This is a genomic window from Kitasatospora sp. NPDC023176, from assembly GCF_055560495.1.
Map to the genome: position 1 here is coordinate 56772 of NZ_JBVHIP010000023.1, position 17068 is coordinate 73839.

The 17068-nt window shown below is 70.2% G+C and carries 16 protein-coding genes and 2 pseudogenes; 9 read left to right on the forward strand and 9 right to left on the reverse strand.

The window, feature by feature from the left end; genetic code table 11:
* Nucleotides 1-10: 10 nt before the first annotated feature.
* Nucleotides 11-586, reverse strand: coding sequence for a maleylpyruvate isomerase N-terminal domain-containing protein (locus ACZ3YL_RS27380; protein WP_465660195.1), 576 nt, complete (start codon nt 584-586; stop codon nt 11-13).
* 365 nt (nt 587-951) lie between these two features.
* On the reverse strand, nt 952-1902 hold the full coding sequence (locus ACZ3YL_RS27385; RefSeq protein ID WP_465660196.1) for an alpha/beta hydrolase: 951 nt from the start codon (nt 1900-1902) through the stop codon (nt 952-954).
* Between the two features lie 85 nt (nt 1903-1987).
* On the opposite strand from ACZ3YL_RS27385, the gene ACZ3YL_RS27390 reads away from it, so the two are divergent.
* The 4 genes from ACZ3YL_RS27390 (at nt 1988) to ACZ3YL_RS27405 (ending at nt 5645) form a co-directional block, all read left to right on the forward strand.
* Entirely contained in the window at nt 1988-2536 is a 549-nt protein-coding gene (locus ACZ3YL_RS27390; RefSeq protein ID WP_465660197.1) for a TetR/AcrR family transcriptional regulator, read from the forward strand.
* Between the two features lie 562 nt (nt 2537-3098).
* On the forward strand, nt 3099-3614 hold the full coding sequence (locus tag ACZ3YL_RS27395; protein ID WP_465660198.1) for a hypothetical protein: 516 nt from the start codon (nt 3099-3101) through the stop codon (nt 3612-3614).
* Nucleotides 3615-3618: 4 nt separating this feature from the next.
* A complete protein-coding gene (locus ACZ3YL_RS27400; protein WP_465660199.1) occupies nt 3619-4647 on the forward strand; it encodes a COG1361 family protein in 1029 nt (342 codons plus the stop codon).
* A gap of 290 nt (nt 4648-4937) precedes the next feature.
* Complete coding sequence (locus ACZ3YL_RS27405) at nt 4938-5645, forward strand: hypothetical protein (RefSeq protein ID WP_465660200.1); 708 nt, start codon at nt 4938-4940, stop codon at nt 5643-5645.
* Between the two features lie 117 nt (nt 5646-5762).
* Here the strand turns inward: ACZ3YL_RS27405 and ACZ3YL_RS27410 are convergent, their stop codons facing one another.
* Nucleotides 5763-6194 carry a DUF7144 family membrane protein gene (locus tag ACZ3YL_RS27410; protein WP_188306975.1) on the reverse strand — a complete coding sequence of 144 codons (432 nt, stop codon included), beginning with the start codon at nt 6192-6194 and terminating at the stop codon, nt 5763-5765.
* Nucleotides 6195-6506: 312 nt separating this feature from the next.
* Between ACZ3YL_RS27410 and ACZ3YL_RS27415 the strand changes: the two genes are divergently transcribed.
* Both ACZ3YL_RS27415 and ACZ3YL_RS27420 read left to right on the forward strand, forming a co-directional pair.
* Entirely contained in the window at nt 6507-6839 is a 333-nt protein-coding gene (locus ACZ3YL_RS27415) for a carboxymuconolactone decarboxylase (protein ID WP_188306974.1), read from the forward strand.
* A 335-nt stretch (nt 6840-7174) separates the two neighbouring features.
* Nucleotides 7175-8119, forward strand: coding sequence for a hypothetical protein (locus ACZ3YL_RS27420; protein WP_465660201.1), 945 nt, complete (start codon nt 7175-7177; stop codon nt 8117-8119).
* Nucleotides 8120-8215: 96 nt separating this feature from the next.
* Here the strand turns inward: ACZ3YL_RS27420 and ACZ3YL_RS27425 are convergent, their stop codons facing one another.
* On the reverse strand, nt 8216-9688 hold the full coding sequence (locus ACZ3YL_RS27425; RefSeq protein ID WP_465660202.1) for a hypothetical protein: 1473 nt from the start codon (nt 9686-9688) through the stop codon (nt 8216-8218).
* 347 nt (nt 9689-10035) lie between these two features.
* Between ACZ3YL_RS27425 and ACZ3YL_RS27430 the strand changes: the two genes are divergently transcribed.
* Nucleotides 10036-11406, forward strand: coding sequence for a chloride channel protein (locus ACZ3YL_RS27430; protein WP_465660203.1), 1371 nt, complete (start codon nt 10036-10038; stop codon nt 11404-11406).
* A 34-nt stretch (nt 11407-11440) separates the two neighbouring features.
* Here ACZ3YL_RS27430 and ACZ3YL_RS27435 read toward each other — a convergent pair whose 3' ends face one another.
* Complete coding sequence (locus tag ACZ3YL_RS27435; RefSeq protein ID WP_188306971.1) at nt 11441-11623, reverse strand: hypothetical protein; 183 nt, start codon at nt 11621-11623, stop codon at nt 11441-11443.
* 468 nt (nt 11624-12091) lie between these two features.
* Here ACZ3YL_RS27435 and ACZ3YL_RS27440 point away from each other — a divergent pair, with 468 nt between their 5' ends.
* Together ACZ3YL_RS27440 and ACZ3YL_RS27445 are read left to right on the forward strand one after the other, a co-directional pair.
* Entirely contained in the window at nt 12092-12694 is a 603-nt protein-coding gene (locus ACZ3YL_RS27440) for a hypothetical protein (RefSeq protein WP_188306970.1), read from the forward strand.
* A gap of 72 nt (nt 12695-12766) precedes the next feature.
* Nucleotides 12767-12943, forward strand: a pseudogene (locus tag ACZ3YL_RS27445) (transposase); the annotation flags it as partial.
* Between the two features lie 33 nt (nt 12944-12976).
* Here ACZ3YL_RS27445 and ACZ3YL_RS27450 read toward each other — a convergent pair.
* From ACZ3YL_RS27450 to ACZ3YL_RS27465, 4 genes and pseudogenes are all read right to left on the reverse strand, one after another.
* Nucleotides 12977-13222, reverse strand: a pseudogene (locus ACZ3YL_RS27450) (cation-transporting P-type ATPase); the annotation flags it as partial.
* 106 nt (nt 13223-13328) lie between these two features.
* Complete coding sequence (locus tag ACZ3YL_RS27455; RefSeq protein ID WP_188306969.1) at nt 13329-14288, reverse strand: polyphosphate kinase 2 family protein; 960 nt, start codon at nt 14286-14288, stop codon at nt 13329-13331.
* Nucleotides 14289-14533: 245 nt separating this feature from the next.
* On the reverse strand, nt 14534-16270 hold the full coding sequence (locus tag ACZ3YL_RS27460; protein WP_188306968.1) for a SulP family inorganic anion transporter: 1737 nt from the start codon (nt 16268-16270) through the stop codon (nt 14534-14536).
* 136 nt (nt 16271-16406) lie between these two features.
* Nucleotides 16407-16910 carry a DUF1269 domain-containing protein gene (locus tag ACZ3YL_RS27465; RefSeq protein ID WP_465660204.1) on the reverse strand — a complete coding sequence of 168 codons (504 nt, stop codon included), beginning with the start codon at nt 16908-16910 and terminating at the stop codon, nt 16407-16409.
* Nucleotides 16911-17068 lie beyond the last annotated feature (158 nt).

Genomic DNA, 17068 nt, shown 5'->3' on the forward strand with positions numbered 1-17068 from the left:
CCTGATCTCCTCACGAGACGGCGGCCTTCCAGACCCACGAGGTGACGCGCGGCCGGTCAGCGAGCTCGCCCCGGCCGGTGGACCACAGGAGGACCTGGACAGGGTCACCAGACGGAGCACCAGGGAACAACCGGCTGAGCACCCCGGCACACAGATCCTGCGGGGGCCGCCACGCAATCCCCAGCCCCCGGGTGATGTCATGCGTGTGAAGGAGCGTCTCGGCGACCCCCATCGCGGCGAACCCCGCAGGATCACACGGCCCCCAGTGCCAGGCGCGATCACCGGGTGCGGCTGCGGCGACCGCAGTGCTCAGCAGTCTTCCGCAAGCGGTCACCACCCCGAGCACCTCACGCGCCGGCGCATGGGCGTTGACGACGAGGTCAAAGGGCAGATAGGCCTCCGCCGGACGGGCCGCCAGCTGTCCGGCATAGGCCAGCAGGTCGTGCGCGACGTGCGCGGCAGTCTGCCGGCAACTCCACTCCAGCGCCCCTGCGCGGGCCTGCCAGTCCCCGGACTCGTGCGGGCCGAGCACCCGAACCATCTCGTCCACAGCCCGGTCGACGTCTCGACTGCCGATGCCATCCATGCCGTGATCGTCGCAGCGTCGGCAGCCAACAACAAGCGCAATCCGACCGCTGACGAAAGCCGCCCGGACGCATCCTGCCGGGGAGGTCGAAGGTGACGTCGATCAAGGGAACGGGCAGGCCGGCGGTGGCTTGGGCGCAGGCGTTGGCCGTTGTCCTGGGTGGTGACGGCCCAGGACAACGGCGGGGTCGACGTGCCGGAGCTCCCGCACCGCGGTACCGGGGCTGGCGGTGGGGAGGGCGGCCGTCAGTCCGAAGCGGGTGAACGTCTCGCGTCGCATCGCCTCCCGCGTTGCTCGGCGGGTTTCGGGCGTGCTCGGTGAGGAGACGTGGGCACGGACGTCGATGGGGCCTGGTGCGGTCGCGGTCAGGCGGCGCCTGCGCGTGTGGTGAAGGTGCTCACGGCGGCGGACAGCGCCGCGAACGCGCGGGCCAGGTCGTCCTGGGTGGAGGGGACGGCTCGGCGCATCAGGACGAAGCCATGGACGTGGCCGACGGCTTCGAGGAAGGTCGTGGGCACACCAGCCGTGATGAGGGCGGCCGCGTACGCGCGGCCCTCGTCGCGGACCGGGTCCTCGCCCGCGGTGAGTACCACGGCCGGCGGCAGGCCGGCGAGGTCGCCGAGCAGCGGGGAGGCGTGCCGGTCGTGGACGTCGGCGCGGTACTGCTCGTAGTACCAGCGCCGCCCGGCCTCGGTCAGCACGCGCCCTTCGGCGAACTCGCCCTGTGACGGGTAGGTGCGCGAGGAGTCGGTGGCCGGGTAGACGGCCATCTGCGCGAGCACCGGTACGTCGGCCGGGGTGTCGCGCAGGGTCGTCGCCGTCACGATCGCGAGGGTGCCACCAGCGCTGTCGCCGCCCAGCACCAGGGAGGCTGCCGCGCGGCCGAGTTCGGCCGATTGCGAGGCGACCCAGCGGGCGGCGTCCTCGGCGTCCTCGACCGCGGCGGGGTACGGCGCCTCCGGGGCGAGCCGGTAGTCGACGAGCACCACCGGGAGGTCGAGCTGCCGGGCTGCCTCGGCGGCGAAGGCGCGGTGGGTTCCCAGGTCGCCGGTGACGAACCCCCCGCCGTGGTACCAGAGGACGACCGGTCCGGCTTCGCGGGTGGCTCGCGCATCGAGCAGGAGGCCGGCGATCGTGCCGGAGCGGGTCGGGATCGCCAGCAGCTGCTGCACCGCGATCTCGCCGACAGGCAGGTCCGCGGCGTCGACCGATGCGCGCAGTCCGGCCCGTGCCTGTTCAGGAGTCTGTGTCTCGACTCCGGGTGCACCGCGGGCGGAGATGTACGTCAGAAGAGCCGCGACGTCGGGACGGGGCATGGTCGCCTCCCAGTGATGTCAGATTATGACATCACTCAGCCTAGCAGTCGATGTCAGAATCTGACATCACTGGTATGATCACGCCGTGAGCCGATGGGAACCGGGAAGTCGCCAACGACTGCAAGCCGCCGCTCTCGACCTGTTCGTGGAACACGGCTACGCCGCCACGACGACTGCGGCCATCGCCGAGCGGGCCGGGGTGACCGACCGGACCTTCTACCGCCACTTCAAGGACAAGAGCGAAGTGCTCTTCGGTGCCGAAAGCCGGATCGAGCAGCTCCTGGTCGACGCCGTCACGGCCTCGAAGTCCCCGGCCGCTGACGCCCTGCGCGAAGCCCTGCTCGCACTCGGCCGGGACTTCCAGCCACGCCGAACCCAGGCTGCCAGACGGGCGGCGGTCATCGAGACCGTCCCCGACCTGGCCGAGCGCGAGCTGTGGAAACTCCGCAGCTGGTCGCAGGCGCTGACCCGGGTATTCGTCGCGCGGGGCGAGAGCGCCTTCACGGCAGGCGCCCAGGTCGAAGTCGCCCTGGCCCTGTTCCGCACCGCCTTCCACCACTGGACGCACGAGGACGACCCGCCGAACCTCGACGAGCTGATCCAGGACGCCTACACCGCGGTCGGGCTCAACTAGCGCTGTGGCCACATAGGTTCACCGAGGTGGCACCAGCGAACTGACTGGATACCCCACGACGGTCCGTCCGAAGATGCCAGAAGCCGTGCCGGACTCGCTCTGCCCGCAAACGGCCGCCTCGGCTCGTTGTCCGGTCAGTGGGTGAAGCGCGGGTCCGATGCGTCGTACTGGTATCCCCGGGACAGAACCCCCGCAGAGCGGAACGACGCCTTCTCGAAGAAGGTCCACCCGTTCGAGCGCGGCCGGTCCGAAGGTGCCTGCCGGCCTGCCAGAACGGGCGGGTTCCGAGAGTCCTGAGCGCCAAGCGGCTCGAACGCGCACGATCGGTGGATCCTGTCGTGACCCGCGTGCGCGGGTTTCACCGTCGGACGAGCCGTCAGACGGCCTGAGGGTGCCGGCGAGGCGAGCCGGGCTTCGCTCCGGCTGAGATATCGCCATTCGTGTGGCGCAACGCGGCGCGCGTCGGCTTGTGTGAACAGGTCGCGCCGGATTGTCTGTGTCGCGTCAATCAGCATGTCCGCCGTCAGCCAGAATGTCCTCTGGCGGGATTCCAGGAGCCATCATGCGTACACGAAGCCTGTCTGTCGCGGCCGCAGCCGCCATTCTCGCCCTGGTTCAGCCGGGCATCGCCACCGCGAACGGCGACCCCAGCACCACAGTCACGTTCACCGTCACGACCGGCGCATTGTCGCTGTCGGTACCGGCGAGCGCCAGCCTCGGCTCGGGAGCACCCGGCACCACGATCAGCGCACCGATCGGCGCCTGTACCGTCACCGACGACCGCGCCCTCCTCTCGGCCTCCTGGACGGTGACCGCGGCGGAGACGGACTTCGCGAACGGATCGTCGACCATTCCCGCCACCAATGCCACCTACTCGCCCGGGACGGTGACGACGACCGGCACCATCACCGTCACCACGACGAACGTGACGCTGAGCAACTCCGCGCAGACGGTGCTCACCGGGAGCGCCGGTGTCGGAGACAACACCGCGAGCTGGGACCCGACAGTCGCCGTGAACGTGCCCGCCGGCGCCGTCGGCGGAACCTACACCGGAACGCTGACCCAGTCAGTTGCCTGACGGAGTGAAGGGTGTGCGCCGGTACTGGGTCCTCCTGCTGATGCTGGCCTTCGTGCAGGCCGCCGGGGTGATGCCGGCGGCGGGGCAGGAACCCGGGGCACCCTCCCCCCGGGACCCGGCTGCGGGCAGGAGCATCGCCATCAAGCTTCTCGACGCTCCGGAGAGCCGCCGTGCCGATCCCAGAGCGCATGCCTACATCGTCGACCATCTCGCACCCGGCTCGACCATCGAACGGCGGGTGGAGATCACCAACGAGTCGTCCACACCGATGCACGTCGACGTCTACGCCGCGGCAGCCACCATCGCGAAGGGTGAGTTCACCTTCGCGCCGGAGCGCACCCCCAACGAGCTGACCGGCTGGACGTCATTCGATGCGGCGGACCTTGAGCTGGGAGCCGCCGAAACGGCGCGGGTGCGCACCACCATCCGAGTGCCCGGGGATGCCGCCGCCGGGGAGCGATACGGCGTCATCTGGGCGCAGACGAGCGCCCCCGCGGATCGCTCGCACACCCTGACGGTGCTGGGCCGGGTAGGCGTCCGCATGTACGTCGATGTCGGTCGCGGTGACGAGCCACCCTCGGACTTCACGATCGAACGGCTCTCTCCGACCCGAGCCGGCGACGGGCGTGGAGAGGTTCACGCCCGGATCCACAACACGGGGGGTCGCGCCCTGGACATCAGCGGGACACTGTCCCTCCTCTCCGGGCCGGCCGGACAGCACGCCGGACCGTTCTCGACCGCCAAGACGGGCGCCACACTGGCTCCGGGTGACAGTGGAGAGGTGGTCGTCCCACTGGACGCAACGCTGCCGAACGGCCCGTGGGCCGGGGAGCTCACGCTCAGAAGCGGCCTGGTCCAGCACAACGCCCGCGCCACCATCACCTTCCCATCGACTCCCGGTAGCGTCGGAGCGGCCGCCGTGTCGGTCGCCCGGCCAGGGAACTTCCCCACCTCGGTGGTCGCCTGGCTCTCAGCCCTCGTCCTCGCCGCTCTCTGCCTCCTGCTCGCCAGGTTCCTCCGGCGCCGTCGATGACGACTCCGACCATGACCCGCCCTCGCGGCCGGCTGATCTGCTCCGTGAGCGACGTATGACGGTCCTTGTCGAGCGCGTCACCGCTCCTTCTGTACCGGCGCCATCCTCGCCGGCGCGCCGACGTCGGCACACCTCTCGTCCGCCCCCCAGCCGTGCGGATGCTTTAAGTAATGCCCATGTCACTATGAGTATCCACAGCTTGTTCTCGACGGTTGGAAGCGGAGATGCCGGTGTTCAGACACGAGAGAGAGCGGGCCGGAGCAAGCCGCCGCACGGGAGGTGCGGGCGGCATGTTCCGATCCTGGCTGAGGGTGCGGGCCCGGAGGGCGGGGGCGGTCACGCTGACCGGGCTGGCCGTCCTGGCGATCGTCCTGGCCACAGCCTGGACCGCGACGGTTCAACCCGCCTACGTCGCCCAGGTCGGCGATGCGACGCCGGTGGTCGAGCCTTTCGCCGCCATTGGCCTCACCGAACCCAGTGGCACCACCACTGGCCCCGGCAGTACTGCCAGAACCAGCAGTCTCGGCAATACCGGCCTCACGTTCACGGTCATCCCGGTCAGCCTGACCATCGCCAAGAGTCACTCGGACCCCTTCATCCAGGGCGAGGACGGCGTCTACATCATCACTGTGGGTAACCTCGCGACGGCCAGCCCGACCAATGGCACCACGGTCACCGTCCACGACCGCCTCCCCGAAGGTCTTCGGGCCGACAGGATCAGCGGCGCGGGATGGACCTGCATTCCGGCCACCCTCACCTGTACGCGCAGCGACATCCTGCCTGCCGGCCACAGCTACCCACCCATCACCCTGAACGTCGATGTCTCCTGCCACACCCGTGAGCGGGTCACCAACACCGCTACCGTCACTGGAGGAGGTGACAGCACCACCCACACCGCCACCGACCCCACCACCATCAAGCGCCACGGGCATGACGACGACGGGCATGGCGGCCACGACGGGCATCATGACCACTGCGACGGCCACGACCACTGGTAGCACTCAACCTGCGTGGACATAGCGGGAGGTGGCGGAGGTCCTCCGTCTCTGCGGAGGACCTCCGCCACCTCACCGGTCGGGTCGCCCAGTTTGCTCGGACCGGCTGCGGCGGCGGTTCTACACCGGGGTTTCCTGTCGGTGGGTACCAGCCGTCAGCGCCCAGATGATGAAGATGTCGATGGCGATCATGACGATGGACCAGAACGGGTAGTAGGGCAGCCACATGAAATTGGCGATCATGTTTAGCCCTGCGGCAATCACACCGAGGATCCGTGCCCACATCGCACCGGTGAAGAGCAGGAAGCCCGCCACCACGATCACGATGCCGAGGATGAGGTGCAGCCAGCCCCAGCCGGTGACGTCGAACTTGTAGACGTAGTTGCCGGTGATGATGTAACGCTCGTCGTTGACGATGGCGCCGATGCCCTCGAGGATGGCCATCGTTCCGCCGAAGATCATCATGCAGGCCGCGAAGAGCGTCCAGCCGGTGGCGAAGTGCTTCCGGCTGACGTGAGCCCCCGCTGGTGCTCCGCTGACGTTGCTGGCCATGTTCGACTCCTCGGGAATTGACCTGTTACCCGTACCCGCAGGAAGCGGGGAAAGGTCCCCTTCACCAACGTCCCACGACCTCCGCGAGGCTGCTACTCGCGCCTGTCCTCGGCTCCGTATGCCCGGGCCCAGGAGGCCATGGGCCGAAGCCGGGTCACTCTCCCTCGGACGGGGCCCTGGTCGGTCCACTCGGGTGGCTCACTGTTCATGCGATCACCCCGGCAGGTACCTACGGTCGGACCGGGGCGGCCTTCCGGCCGCCCCGGTCCGCGCACGCAGCGTAGACCGAGCCCACACCAAGGGAGACGGCAGATGTCCACCACCTCCGAGACGCCCGTTCTCGACACGCTCATGGCCATGACCGCCGATTCGCTCGAGCGGTGCGGCCTGGCGCCGGACATGCTCATCCTCACGCGGATCGCGGCGCTGGCGGCGATGGACGCACCAGCGGTCTCCTATCTCGCGCATCTCGAGCCGGCGATGCAGGAGCACATGACCGCTGCTCAACTGCAGGACGTCCTGGTGGCGATCGCGCCGATCGTCGGCACCGCCCGGGTGATGTCGGCCGCGACCCACATCACCGAGGCACTGGGGATCGCCATCGCGGTCGCCGACGCGGGGATCGAGAACCAGAACACCAGGTAGTCGCACATCCGGTCGCCGCCTCCGTGGCCCGATCGCCGTGGCCGGTGACTCCCGTCGGGCGTGGGGTCATTGGCCGCTCCGGGACGGAAGCGGCCGCTGACGCGGAATCAGGAAAGAGGATCGGCGCGAAGGGCTGCAAAGGGAAGATCGCTCTGGACATCCGGGAGTCGGTGCCGTACTGGGAGCCGTTCCTGGCGCCGAAGGCCCCCAGGGGTCGATGAGCGCCGACGGGATGTCCCGAGGGGATCGCCGCCCGCACCCCCGCTGGTCGCGGTGCGTTGCAGGCCACGCGTCGCCGCCGCTGGTCAGGGGGTGGCGGTGAGAGGCTGATGGCTGTGGAGGATCCCCCCGCCGACGCCCCGGCTTCCGCGCTGTCCCGCTTCGTACTGCGCGCGGCCCTGGCCGACCCCGGTCACTTGCCCGAACTCCTGGCCAACTTCGCCGTCCACCATCTCGGGCGGCGCGCCGCCACATGGGTCGCCCGCGCACGCGAGGAGCACCCTGGGGCCGGGGATGCCGAACTGTCCGCCATGGTGATCACCCGTGGGCGGCAGGTCAGCGAGAGCGAGGGCGCGTTCGTGGGCGGCCCGTTCATGGTGCTCGTTCCGTTCGCGTTCTGCACCGCGCTGCTCACACAGAGCCGGATGATGCTGGAACTCGCGGCGGTGTCGGGGCGGGAGCCCACCGAGGGCGCGCGGGCGGCCGAGCTGCTGGTGATCCAGGGCGTGTACGGGGACGAGGAGCAGGCCGCCGCCGCACTGGAGGCCGCGGCGGCGGCGCGGCCCGACGCTCCTCCTGGCCGTATTGCCGCCCTGTTGCGGGTCGTGAAGCGGATGGCCCACCTGCTCGGCGTGGTGACGCCCGAGCGACGGCCGGTGTCGACCGTCTTCCGCGTCGGGCAGTGGGTCCTGCTCGTCGGGGTGCTTCTGATCGGCCTGGTCGCCCCGCTGGTCTGGCTGCCCTACCTCGGCTACTCCTACCACAGGGCGGGCCAGCAACTCGGCGAGCGAGCCTGGGCCTACTACCAGGGCGAGGCCACCGCCTGGCCGTCGCGGCCAGCCCGGCCCGTGCGGGCCCGACCCGCACAGGCCGCCGCCGCCCTCGGGACGCTGCTCACCCTGCTGCTGCCGATCGCCGCGGTGCTCCTCGTGGTCGCCACCGACGCGAAGCTCGTGGGCAGCCGGTACCCACTGCTCGCGGTCGTACTGGTCATGCTGTCCACCGCGGTCGGCACGATCTGGTACCTGCACCGTCGCCGTCGGCGCCGGGCGGCGGACTGACCCGCTGCCCGGCCTGTCTCGATCGACCCCCCGCTCCGTGCGTCCGTCGGGGCGGCCGGCGGGGAGGGACCGGCACAACCCAGCTGGGGCGGTCCCTCACGCGTGGGCCGCCGGGGGTGCGCCGGGGGCTGGCGGGGTTGGTGTGCGGTCGCCGCCGGGGCCGGTGTCGAGGAATTCGCGGATAGCGAAGGCGAGGGCGACGAAGAAGGTGATCCACAGGACCACGGCCCAGGTCGGGTAGGACCAGGTGGCCAGGATCACGGCGGCGACCAGCAGGATCGCTGCGCCGATCCAGCCCTTGAAGCGGTGCACGAAAGGTCCGACCGGGCCGAGCTTCATGCCGAGCGAGTACAGCGCGCCGCGCAGGGAGCCGATGATGCGCCGCCAGGCGGTGCGCACCGCGACGGCGGGCCGGGACGGTCCGATCAGGAAGGCGCCCGCGGCGGTGACCACGGCGACCGCGCCGACCGCCCGGACGGTGGCCCGCATGAAGCGGATGAGGGTGTCGTAGAGGGTGCCGGCGGCCGCCTGATTGGCGCCCGGTGGCAGGTGGTCGAGGTAGAACGCGCGGAAGACGGTGAGCACGATGCCGAGCAGCAGCATGGCCAGCGCCACCCCGACGGCGGCGCCAATCAGCGCGCGGCGGCGGTTGACGGCCAGGAACACGGCGCAGGCACCGATGAGGACGGTGATGATCGGCAACCAGGCGCCCATGATCTCCAGCAGCCGGAAGTACGTTTTGACCTTGCCGACGTCCTTCGAGGAGAAGACCACGAAGTTGGTGTGGACGTCGGGGATCTTGGCGGCCGGGCCCAGGCCGGCGTTGACGAGTTCGTCCTTCACCTTGGCGACGATCGGTGCGATGTCGATGGAGACCTGGTTGTTCTCGATGACGACCGCGCCGCCGCCCTTGCCGGTGAGCGCCTTGTCGAGGGCGGTGTGGATGGCCCGGTTGGCCTCGACCCAGAGGGTGGCGAACTGCTCGCTGGTGACGACTTTGTTGACGGCCGTGCTGACCAGTTGGGTGAGGCCGCTCTTGATCGGCGCGCTCAGGTTGTTGATCAGGTTGGCGGCGTTCTGTGGCACGCCCTGTTCGGCGGCGGCGTCGGAGAGCTGCTTGACCAGGGCGTTGACGTCGATCTGGTCGAGGACGACGGTGGTGACGCGGTTGGTGACGGCCTGCTGGATGTCGGCGTCGGTGGCGAGCGGAGCCATGGTCTGGACGTAGCGGTCGGTGTTGCCGACGAAGTCGGACGTCCAGACCGCCAGCACGGACAGCAGGGACAGCAGGGAGGTGATCACGATGAGCACCGCGGCGCCCGAGGTTCGCCACCGGTGGTGTTCCTTCTTGCGCGGGACGGCCTCCAGTGCGGCGATCCGCTCGTGCAGCCGGGTGATCTCGTCGGCGTCCCCGGCCGCCGCGACCGGGGGCCGGCCGGGTTCGGGCGGTGTTGCGGGACGGCCAGGGGGAGGCGGCGGTACCGGGGGCTGCTCGGGGGGACCTGCCTTGCCGGGCCCCTCGCCGCCGGCGGGTTCGCTTGAGCCGGGCTCGGGTGGGGTCGCCGCCATTGCTCCTCCTCGGGTGGGCGGCCGGCCGTCGGCTGCCGCATGCCGTTCCAGGAGAAGCGCCGAGCGGCGCGCGTACCACCGGGAGTCGGCGGTGCGGGTGGGTGCACCCGGCTGACAGGGTGACAGCACACACGTCGGTGCATGATGGCGCCGCCCCCTGCCCGCCGCCCCCGCCATGGCCGAGGGCGTGGTCCGTGTGCCTCGATGCCGTTCACCCGCGTGGCGTTTCCGCCGTGACGGACGCCGCCGGCATCCCGATGATCGGAGGGACGCCTGCCGCCCCTGAGGGGCAGGCATCGCCGGCGCCCGGCTCCCGGGGCGGGCCGAGTGCCGAGGAGGCGATACGCATGCCAGCCGACCCTCCCGCGCCTGTCGAGCCGGCGGTGCCCGCGATGGCGTCGCAGGATCCGTTGGCGATCGTCCGCAACCGCAGCTACGTCGCGTTGCTGGTGATGGCGGCGGTGCTGGGCGTTCCGATCTCGGCCGCCGCGTACGGCTTCCTCGCCCTCGTCTCCGAACTCCAGTCCCTGGTCTACAACGACCTGCCCAAGGGCCTCGGCTTCAAGACCACCCCCAACTGGTGGGCCATCCCCGTGCTCGCCGTCTCCGGCGTCCTGGTCGCCCTCACCATCCAGTACCTACCCGGCCGGGGCGGGCACGAGCCGGCCGACGGGCTCAAGACCGGTGGCATCCCATCCCCGGCCACGGTGCCAGGGGTCGCCCTCGCCGCGATCGCCTCGCTCAGCCTCGGCGTCGTCCTCGGCCCGGAGGCCCCCCTGATCGCGCTCGGCGGCGGCCTGGCCGTCGGCGCGATCCGACTGCTCAAACGCGACGCCCCTCCCAACGCGCTCGCCGTCATCGGCGCGGCGGGCAGCTTCGCGGCGATCAGCGAACTCCTCGGATCGCCCGTCCTCGGTGCGTTCCTGCTGATGGAGGCCTCCGGCCTGGCCGGGCCGATGCTTGGCGTCGTCCTGGTGCCCGGCCTGCTCGCCGCCGGCATCGGCTCGCTGATCTTCACCGGCCTGGACTCCTGGACCGGCCTGGGCACCTACTCCCTGTCACTGACTCACGTACCACCCGCCGACCGGCCCACCCTCGCCGCGTTCGGTTGGGCAGTCCTCGCAGGCCTGGCCGCCCCGGTCCTCGGCGAGGCGATCCGCCGCTTGGCCCTGCGCCTGAGAACACACGTCGAGCCGCGAAGGGTGCCGATCACCGCGCTGATCGGCGTCCTCATCGGAGGACTCGCCCTGCTCTACGCCAGCATCACCGACAAACCGATCTCCGGAGTGCTGTTCTCGGGCGAGAGCACCATCGGCCCCCTCCTGGCCGACCAGGCCAGCTACTCCGTCGGCACACTGCTGCTGCTGGTCGTGTTCAAGTCGCTCGCCTACAGCGCGTCGCTCAGCGCCTTCCGCGGCGGCCCGGTCTTCCCGTCCCTGTTCGTGGGCGGCGCGGGCGGCCTGGCCATGTCCCACCTGCCCGGCCTCGACACCACCACGGGCTTCGCCATCGGGGTGGGCGCGCTGGGCGTCGCCATGCTCAGACTCCCGATGACCTGCGTTCTGCTGGCCACCCTGCTGCTCGGCTCCCAGGGGCTCACCGCGATGCCACTGGTGATTGTCGCGGTGGTCGTCGCCTACGTAGGGACCCTGCGCCTCGCACAGCGGAGCGCCCCGGCCACCGCCGAACCCGAGCCCACCGGGGCTCCCGCCTCGTGACGCGATCGGTCCACGGCCCGCTTCCCGGCGGCCGTCAGCCCGAGGAACCCGGCCCGGCGGTGCCGTCGTCGGTGCCCGCACCGCCGGGAGGCGGGACGATGTCGGAGAAGGCCGGCCGGTTGCCCCGGCCGAGCCCTCCGTTGACGGCACCCAAAATCACGCGTGCGGCGATGCCGACGAACACCAGGTCCCCGAGCATCTGCACGACGACCAGCACTCGGGGCTCCGTGCCATGAGGTAGTAGGCGGCTGCGAACAGAAGGATGAACAGCGGGACGCTCGTGGCCAGCTACATCGCCCTGTAGTGGGTGGAGCGCAGCCTGAAGGACGATCTACAGGGCTCGCCGGCCCGTCGGCTGGGACGCCTACTTCGAGAAGATCATGTCACCGCCTTGTAACAGTCAGTGATGATCAAGGGGCGGCACAGGATCGGGCCCACCGGCCGGGACCGCGCGGCGAAACCCCGGACGGGCATCGCTCCGGGTGAGAGGTTCGCCTGTTCGGCTCAGCGAGGATGACGGCCAGGAGACGGCGCCCGGAGACCTTTCTACCGTTGGACCCCGGGAGGCTGAATCCCCGCGGAGCCCGGCCGAGGACCTCTCGCCCGTCGGCCACCGCTCACGCCGAACCCGGCAGTCGACTTCCACCGTGACCACGCAGGGTCCGGGTCGAAGGAGATGAAGGACATGTACACCACGCGCACCGCCCGCACGCCCGCGACACCCGCACTGAACGGGTGCCGGACATCACGCCGCCGCTTTCGGGCACGGATTGGGCTCGCCGCGACCGCCACGGCCCTGTCGCTGCTGCCGATCGCCCCGTCCGCCGCCAGCGCGGCACCCCACCTCCCGCTCACACAGATCGTGCGGGAGGCCAAGGTGAAGGCGCAGCAGGAGCACCCCGGCTCGCAGTTCTACGACGCGGACGCCGTCCTGCTGACACCCACGACCAACCCCAATGACGTCCAGGCCTGGTGGATCCGCTTCCGGGCCAAGGACTCGGAGCCGTCCTTCGAGTACAAGTACTCGACCACCGGTCAGTACCAGAGCACGCAGCCGTGGAGCGTCCCGATCGGGATCCAGGCCATCTCCCCGTTCACCATGACGGAGGTCCAGGCCCACGATCTGGCCGTCAAGGCCGGGCACACCGGCGCGTTCAAGCCCCTGTACCTCAATGAGCCCGTCGTGCAGAACCCGCACCCCACCTACTACTTCTGCATTCCCAGCGAGGGCAGGACGGTGGCGGTGGACACCGTGACGGGCCACGTCACCACGCCGTGGTCGTGCTAGGGCCTGTGTGATGTTGTGATCAATACTGCGATTTCGCGCCGGCCTGAAGGCGCGATCCGGTAGAAGCTGTCCGTGACGCGCAGGCAAATCACCGACAGTCAGTGGGCGTTCATCGGCCCGTACCTGCCGATCGGCAGGTACGGGCCGTACCCCGAGAGACTGAGGGATCAGTTCGAGGGAATGATCTGGCGGTTCCGCTCCAGCGCCCAGTGGCGGGAGATGCCCTCCGAGTTCGGTCCCTGGCCGACTGCTCCACTGCTTGATCGCCAGCGAGACCACGGCCGCCGCCACCAGGATGATCTGCATGTAGCTGCGGTACTGGTCCAGGAAGCGCAGCAGGGCCGGCCTCGCCCCCTTCTCCGGCAGAGCGTTCGGGCCGCGCGCCGCCAGCAGTTCGGCTGCTCGCGCGGCCGGGAGGCCGACATCCGGAACCACGCCGAGGGCGCGCGCCACCTCCTCCGGTGAGCGCGCGTACCAGTCGGTCCGCTCCGGCGGCTCGGCTCGCGCAGGGTCTGGTTCGACCGTCACTTTCTTCCAGCCTCCGCTCCGGATGTGACAGCTCTGCCGACTGCCCCGCGCGCTCCGTGCCGTGTGCGGTCACGGAGCGCTGCTGCTTGTCGCCGGCTGGGTCGTCTCACTGCTCGTCACCCCCGTCGGGGAGGCCGTGTTCGGCCTTGTACGGGTCGGCCGGCGCACCCTCGGGCGCCTCCTCCTCCAGGTCCCGCCTGGTGGCCAGGAGATCCCGGCGGGCTTGGTCGCCGACCACCGGGTAGTGGGGGTCGATCTTGATGAGTGTGTGTGCGAGTACCGCCCCGGCGCAGATACGCGCGAACCACTTCCGGTCCGCCGGCACGACGTACCACGGCGCCCACGGGGTGCTGGTGGCCGAGAGCATCTCGGAGAACGCCTCCTGGTAGTCGTCCCAGTAGCGGCGCTCCCGGACGTCGGCGGCGGAGAACTTCCAGTTCTTATCCGGGAGGTCGATGCGCTTGAGGAAGCGGGTACGCTGCTCCTCCTTGGAGAGGTTCAGGAAGATCTTCACCACCGTGAACCCGTTGTCGGTGAGGTAGCGCTCCCAGTCGTTGATCTCGCGGTAGCGCCGGTCCCAGATACTCGCCCCGAGGGCGGATTCCGGCAGGCGCTGCCGGTTGAGGTTCTCCGGGTGCACCCGTACGACGAGGACCTCCTCGTAGTGCGAGCGGTTGAAGATCGCGATCTCTCCGCGTGCGGGGAGCTTGCGTGCGTAGCGCCACAGGTAGTCATGGTCGAGTTCCTCGGTGGACGGCACCTTGAAGCTGGTGACATGGACGCCCTGGGGGTTGACGCCGCTCATGACGTGGCGGATGGTGCCGTCCTTGCCTCCGGCGTCGAGCGCCTGCAGGCAGAGCAGTACCCCGTGGGTGTCCTGAGCGGCCAGCCGCGCCTGGTATTCGGCCAGCAGCGACACGCCGGTCTGTAGCAGTTCGATGCCCTCGCGCTTCTTCATCCCCGCCTTGTACCGGGGGTCGAAGTCGCACAGGTCCACCTGAGACCCCGGCTTCACCCGCAGCGGTTTGATGAACTTCGCGATGCGCTTGGCTCGCTTGTCTGCCATTTCGGACCATCTCTCTTCCCGCCGCCGTCACGGCCACGACTGCCGGGCGCCGGGGGCTGTTCTTCGCCCACTCCGGGCCTCGCCCCCGTGACTGGCCGCGTCGTGGCTCCGGCCGCGCCCGGGCGTGTATCCGAGCGTGTGCGGCCGGGCCCGGGACTGCAACTCGGTCCACGGCACAGTGCATTGATCGGCGTAACACGTGTGCCCCAGCGGCTGGCAGGCCATCAGGCCGTCGGGCGGGGGCGTCACGCATCCGCATCGTCAGCGGTTCCTCCGTACCAGGACCGGTATGCCGCCACGGCCATGGGCAGCGTGGGGAAGACCCGGTCCTCGCCGATGGACTCGGTGAGTCCGTAGGCGTCCAACTCGTCGCGCAGGTCCTGCTTGACCCGCGCCACGGCGAAGACGATGCCGCGGTGGACCAGCTCGTCCCGGAGGGCCTCCAGCGAGTCCAGCCCGGTGATGTCCACCTCGACGTTCGCCTCGGCGTTCAACACGAACCAGCGCACCGGCTCCGGCTGCTCGTCGACGACGGCCAGCGCGCGCCGTCGGAAGTCCTCGGCATTGGCGAAGAAGAGCGGCGAGTCGTATCGGTAGATCAGCAGTCCGGGGATGGTACGGGCCTCGGGGTAGTCGTCGATGTCGTGCATGCCGGCAACCCCGGGCACCAAGCCCTGCACCGCGTCGTGCGGCCGCGCCACCCGGGTGAGCAGCTCCGCCACCGACAGCCCGACGGCCACCAGCACGCCGTAGAGGATGTCCAGGGTCAGAACGCCGACCAGGCACCCGAGGCCGAGCAGCAGTTCCCGGCGTCGGAACGAGGCCAGCCGTCGGAAGCCCGCGATGTCGATCATCCGGACCGCGGCGAAGACGACCAGGCAGCCCAGCACGGCCGACGGCGTGTGGGCGAGGGCCGGGCCGAGGAACAGCAGAACGCCGACGACGACTGCGTCCGCCGCCAGTCCGTACAGCTGGCAGTGGGCGCCCGCCGACTTGGCCAGGCTGGTGCGGCTGGCGCTGCTGCTGACCGGGAACCCGTGCAGGACGCCGGTGCCGAAGTTCACCACGCCGAGCGCCAGAAGCTCCTGGTTGGCGTCCAACCGCTCGCCGCTGCCGCGGGACTCGAAGGCACGCGCCGTCAGGATCACGTCCGTGTAGCCCACCAGGAGCACGCCGACGGCGGGCAGCACCAGCTTCTTGAACTCACCCATGGACGGGAACGAGAAGTCCGGAAGCCCGGTCGGGATCTCTCCGATGACGGCGATGCCGTGTGCTTCCAGGTCGAAGGCGGCGACCACCGCCGTGGCCAGGACGAGCGTCAGCAGCGGGACCGGCACGCCACGCGGCAGGAACGCTGCGACGAGGAAAAGGAACAGCAGCGTCACCACGCTGAAGACCACCGTCGCGAGATGGGCCTGGGAGATGTTCCGCAGGAAGGAGACCAGCTGCGGGAAGAAGCGGGTGCCCTCGGTCTCGACGCCGGTGAGCTTGGTCAGCTGGTCCACCATCATGATCAGTGCGACCCCGGCGAGGTAGCCGATCAGGACGGGCTGCGAGAGCAGGTCCGCGACGAAGCCCAGCCGGGCGATCCAGGCCAGCACGAACATCATCCCGACCACGACCGCGAGCGCCGCCGCGAGGACGGCGTAGTGCTCCGGGTTCCCGGCCGCCAGCGGCCCGACCACGCTGGCCGTCATCAGGGCGGTCGTCGACTCGGGCCCGACCGACAGAAGCCGGGACGAGCCGAGGAAGGCGTAGACGACGAGAGCGGGCAGGATGGCCCACAGCCCGGCCACCGGGTCCAGGCCCGCGACGGTCGCATTCGCCATGACCTGCGGCACCAGGTAGGCGGCGACCGTGACACCGGCCAGCAGGTCCGCGCGCAGCCAGCTGCGCCGGTACGACCGGAGCAGCGCCAGGCCCGGGAGGAGCCGCGCGACACGACGCCGACCGCTTGCGACCGAGTCGGTCGGCGGACTCATTGGCTCTCCTTCCGCTCGAGCGGCGACGGGGATTCAGCGTCCGTCAGGAGCCGACGCCGGGCCGGAGATGGGCCCTGGCAACCGGGCAGCCGGTACGGACGCTTTCGAGGTGGCAGCCCGGTTCGACGGCGCCGACTCAGCCGGCCTCGGGCTCCTCGGAGAACGCCTCCCGCAGTCGGGACTCCTCCTCCGCAGAGAGGTTCGTCTGGATCAGTTCCGCGTCCCGGCCCTCGAAGGCGAGCCTGACCCGGTCGAACACGGCGTCGGAGCTGAGCACGAACAGCGCGGAAGTCCCGGGAGTGACGGTCTCACGCACCTGCCTGACGAAGTCGTCGTCGATACCGCTGGCCTGGGCGAGCGAGCCCCCGAGGGCACCGAAGGCTGCGCCGACGGCCATGCCGAGGATCGGCACGAGGAAGATCAGGCCGAAAAGCATTCCCCAGAACGCCCCGCCGAGGGCGCCGGTCCCGGTGAGATTGGCCAGGTGATGTGTCTTGGGCTTCCTGGCGCCCACGGGCCAGGTCACCACCGCACCGTCCTGCACCGTGATGAGCTCGTGCTTGTGCAGGTCCTTGAGGGTGTCCAGGGCGGCTTCGGCTCCGGTCGGGGTGGGGAACCGCCACACCGTCAGGGTTGCCATCACGGTCTCCGATCTCTTGGCGGGCTTGCGTCCGCGCCCTTCATCGTCAGAGCCCGGAGGGGCCGCCGCCATGCGCGAAGCCCGAAAGGGTGAGTGGCGGGAGCGTCGGCGGTCCGGAGCCCGACCGGCGGCGGTCAGGGATATCGGGCGCGCGGCGG

Excerpts from the sequence above, each read along its gene's own strand:
- ACZ3YL_RS27395 (WP_465660198.1), top strand. The coding sequence starts at position 3,099 with ATGCGTACACGAAGCCTGTCTGTCGCGGCCGCAGCCGCCATTCTCGCC.
- ACZ3YL_RS27440 (WP_188306970.1), top strand. The coding sequence starts at position 12,092 with ATGTACACCACGCGCACCGCCCGCACGCCCGCGACACCCGCACTGAAC.
- ACZ3YL_RS27455 (WP_188306969.1), bottom strand. The coding sequence starts at position 14,288 with ATGGCAGACAAGCGAGCCAAGCGCATCGCGAAGTTCATCAAACCGCTG.
- ACZ3YL_RS27425 (WP_465660202.1), bottom strand. The coding sequence starts at position 9,688 with ATGGCGGCGACCCCACCCGAGCCCGGCTCAAGCGAACCCGCCGGCGGC.
- ACZ3YL_RS27465 (WP_465660204.1), bottom strand. The coding sequence starts at position 16,910 with ATGGCAACCCTGACGGTGTGGCGGTTCCCCACCCCGACCGGAGCCGAA.
- ACZ3YL_RS27385 (WP_465660196.1), bottom strand. The coding sequence starts at position 1,902 with ATGCCCCGTCCCGACGTCGCGGCTCTTCTGACGTACATCTCCGCCCGC.
- ACZ3YL_RS27430 (WP_465660203.1), top strand. The coding sequence starts at position 10,036 with ATGCCAGCCGACCCTCCCGCGCCTGTCGAGCCGGCGGTGCCCGCGATG.
- ACZ3YL_RS27405 (WP_465660200.1), top strand. The coding sequence starts at position 4,938 with ATGTTCCGATCCTGGCTGAGGGTGCGGGCCCGGAGGGCGGGGGCGGTC.
- ACZ3YL_RS27410 (WP_188306975.1), bottom strand. The coding sequence starts at position 6,194 with ATGGCCAGCAACGTCAGCGGAGCACCAGCGGGGGCTCACGTCAGCCGG.
- ACZ3YL_RS27380 (WP_465660195.1), bottom strand. The coding sequence starts at position 586 with ATGGATGGCATCGGCAGTCGAGACGTCGACCGGGCTGTGGACGAGATG.
- ACZ3YL_RS27460 (WP_188306968.1), bottom strand. The coding sequence starts at position 16,270 with ATGAGTCCGCCGACCGACTCGGTCGCAAGCGGTCGGCGTCGTGTCGCG.
- ACZ3YL_RS27415 (WP_188306974.1), top strand. The coding sequence starts at position 6,507 with ATGTCCACCACCTCCGAGACGCCCGTTCTCGACACGCTCATGGCCATG.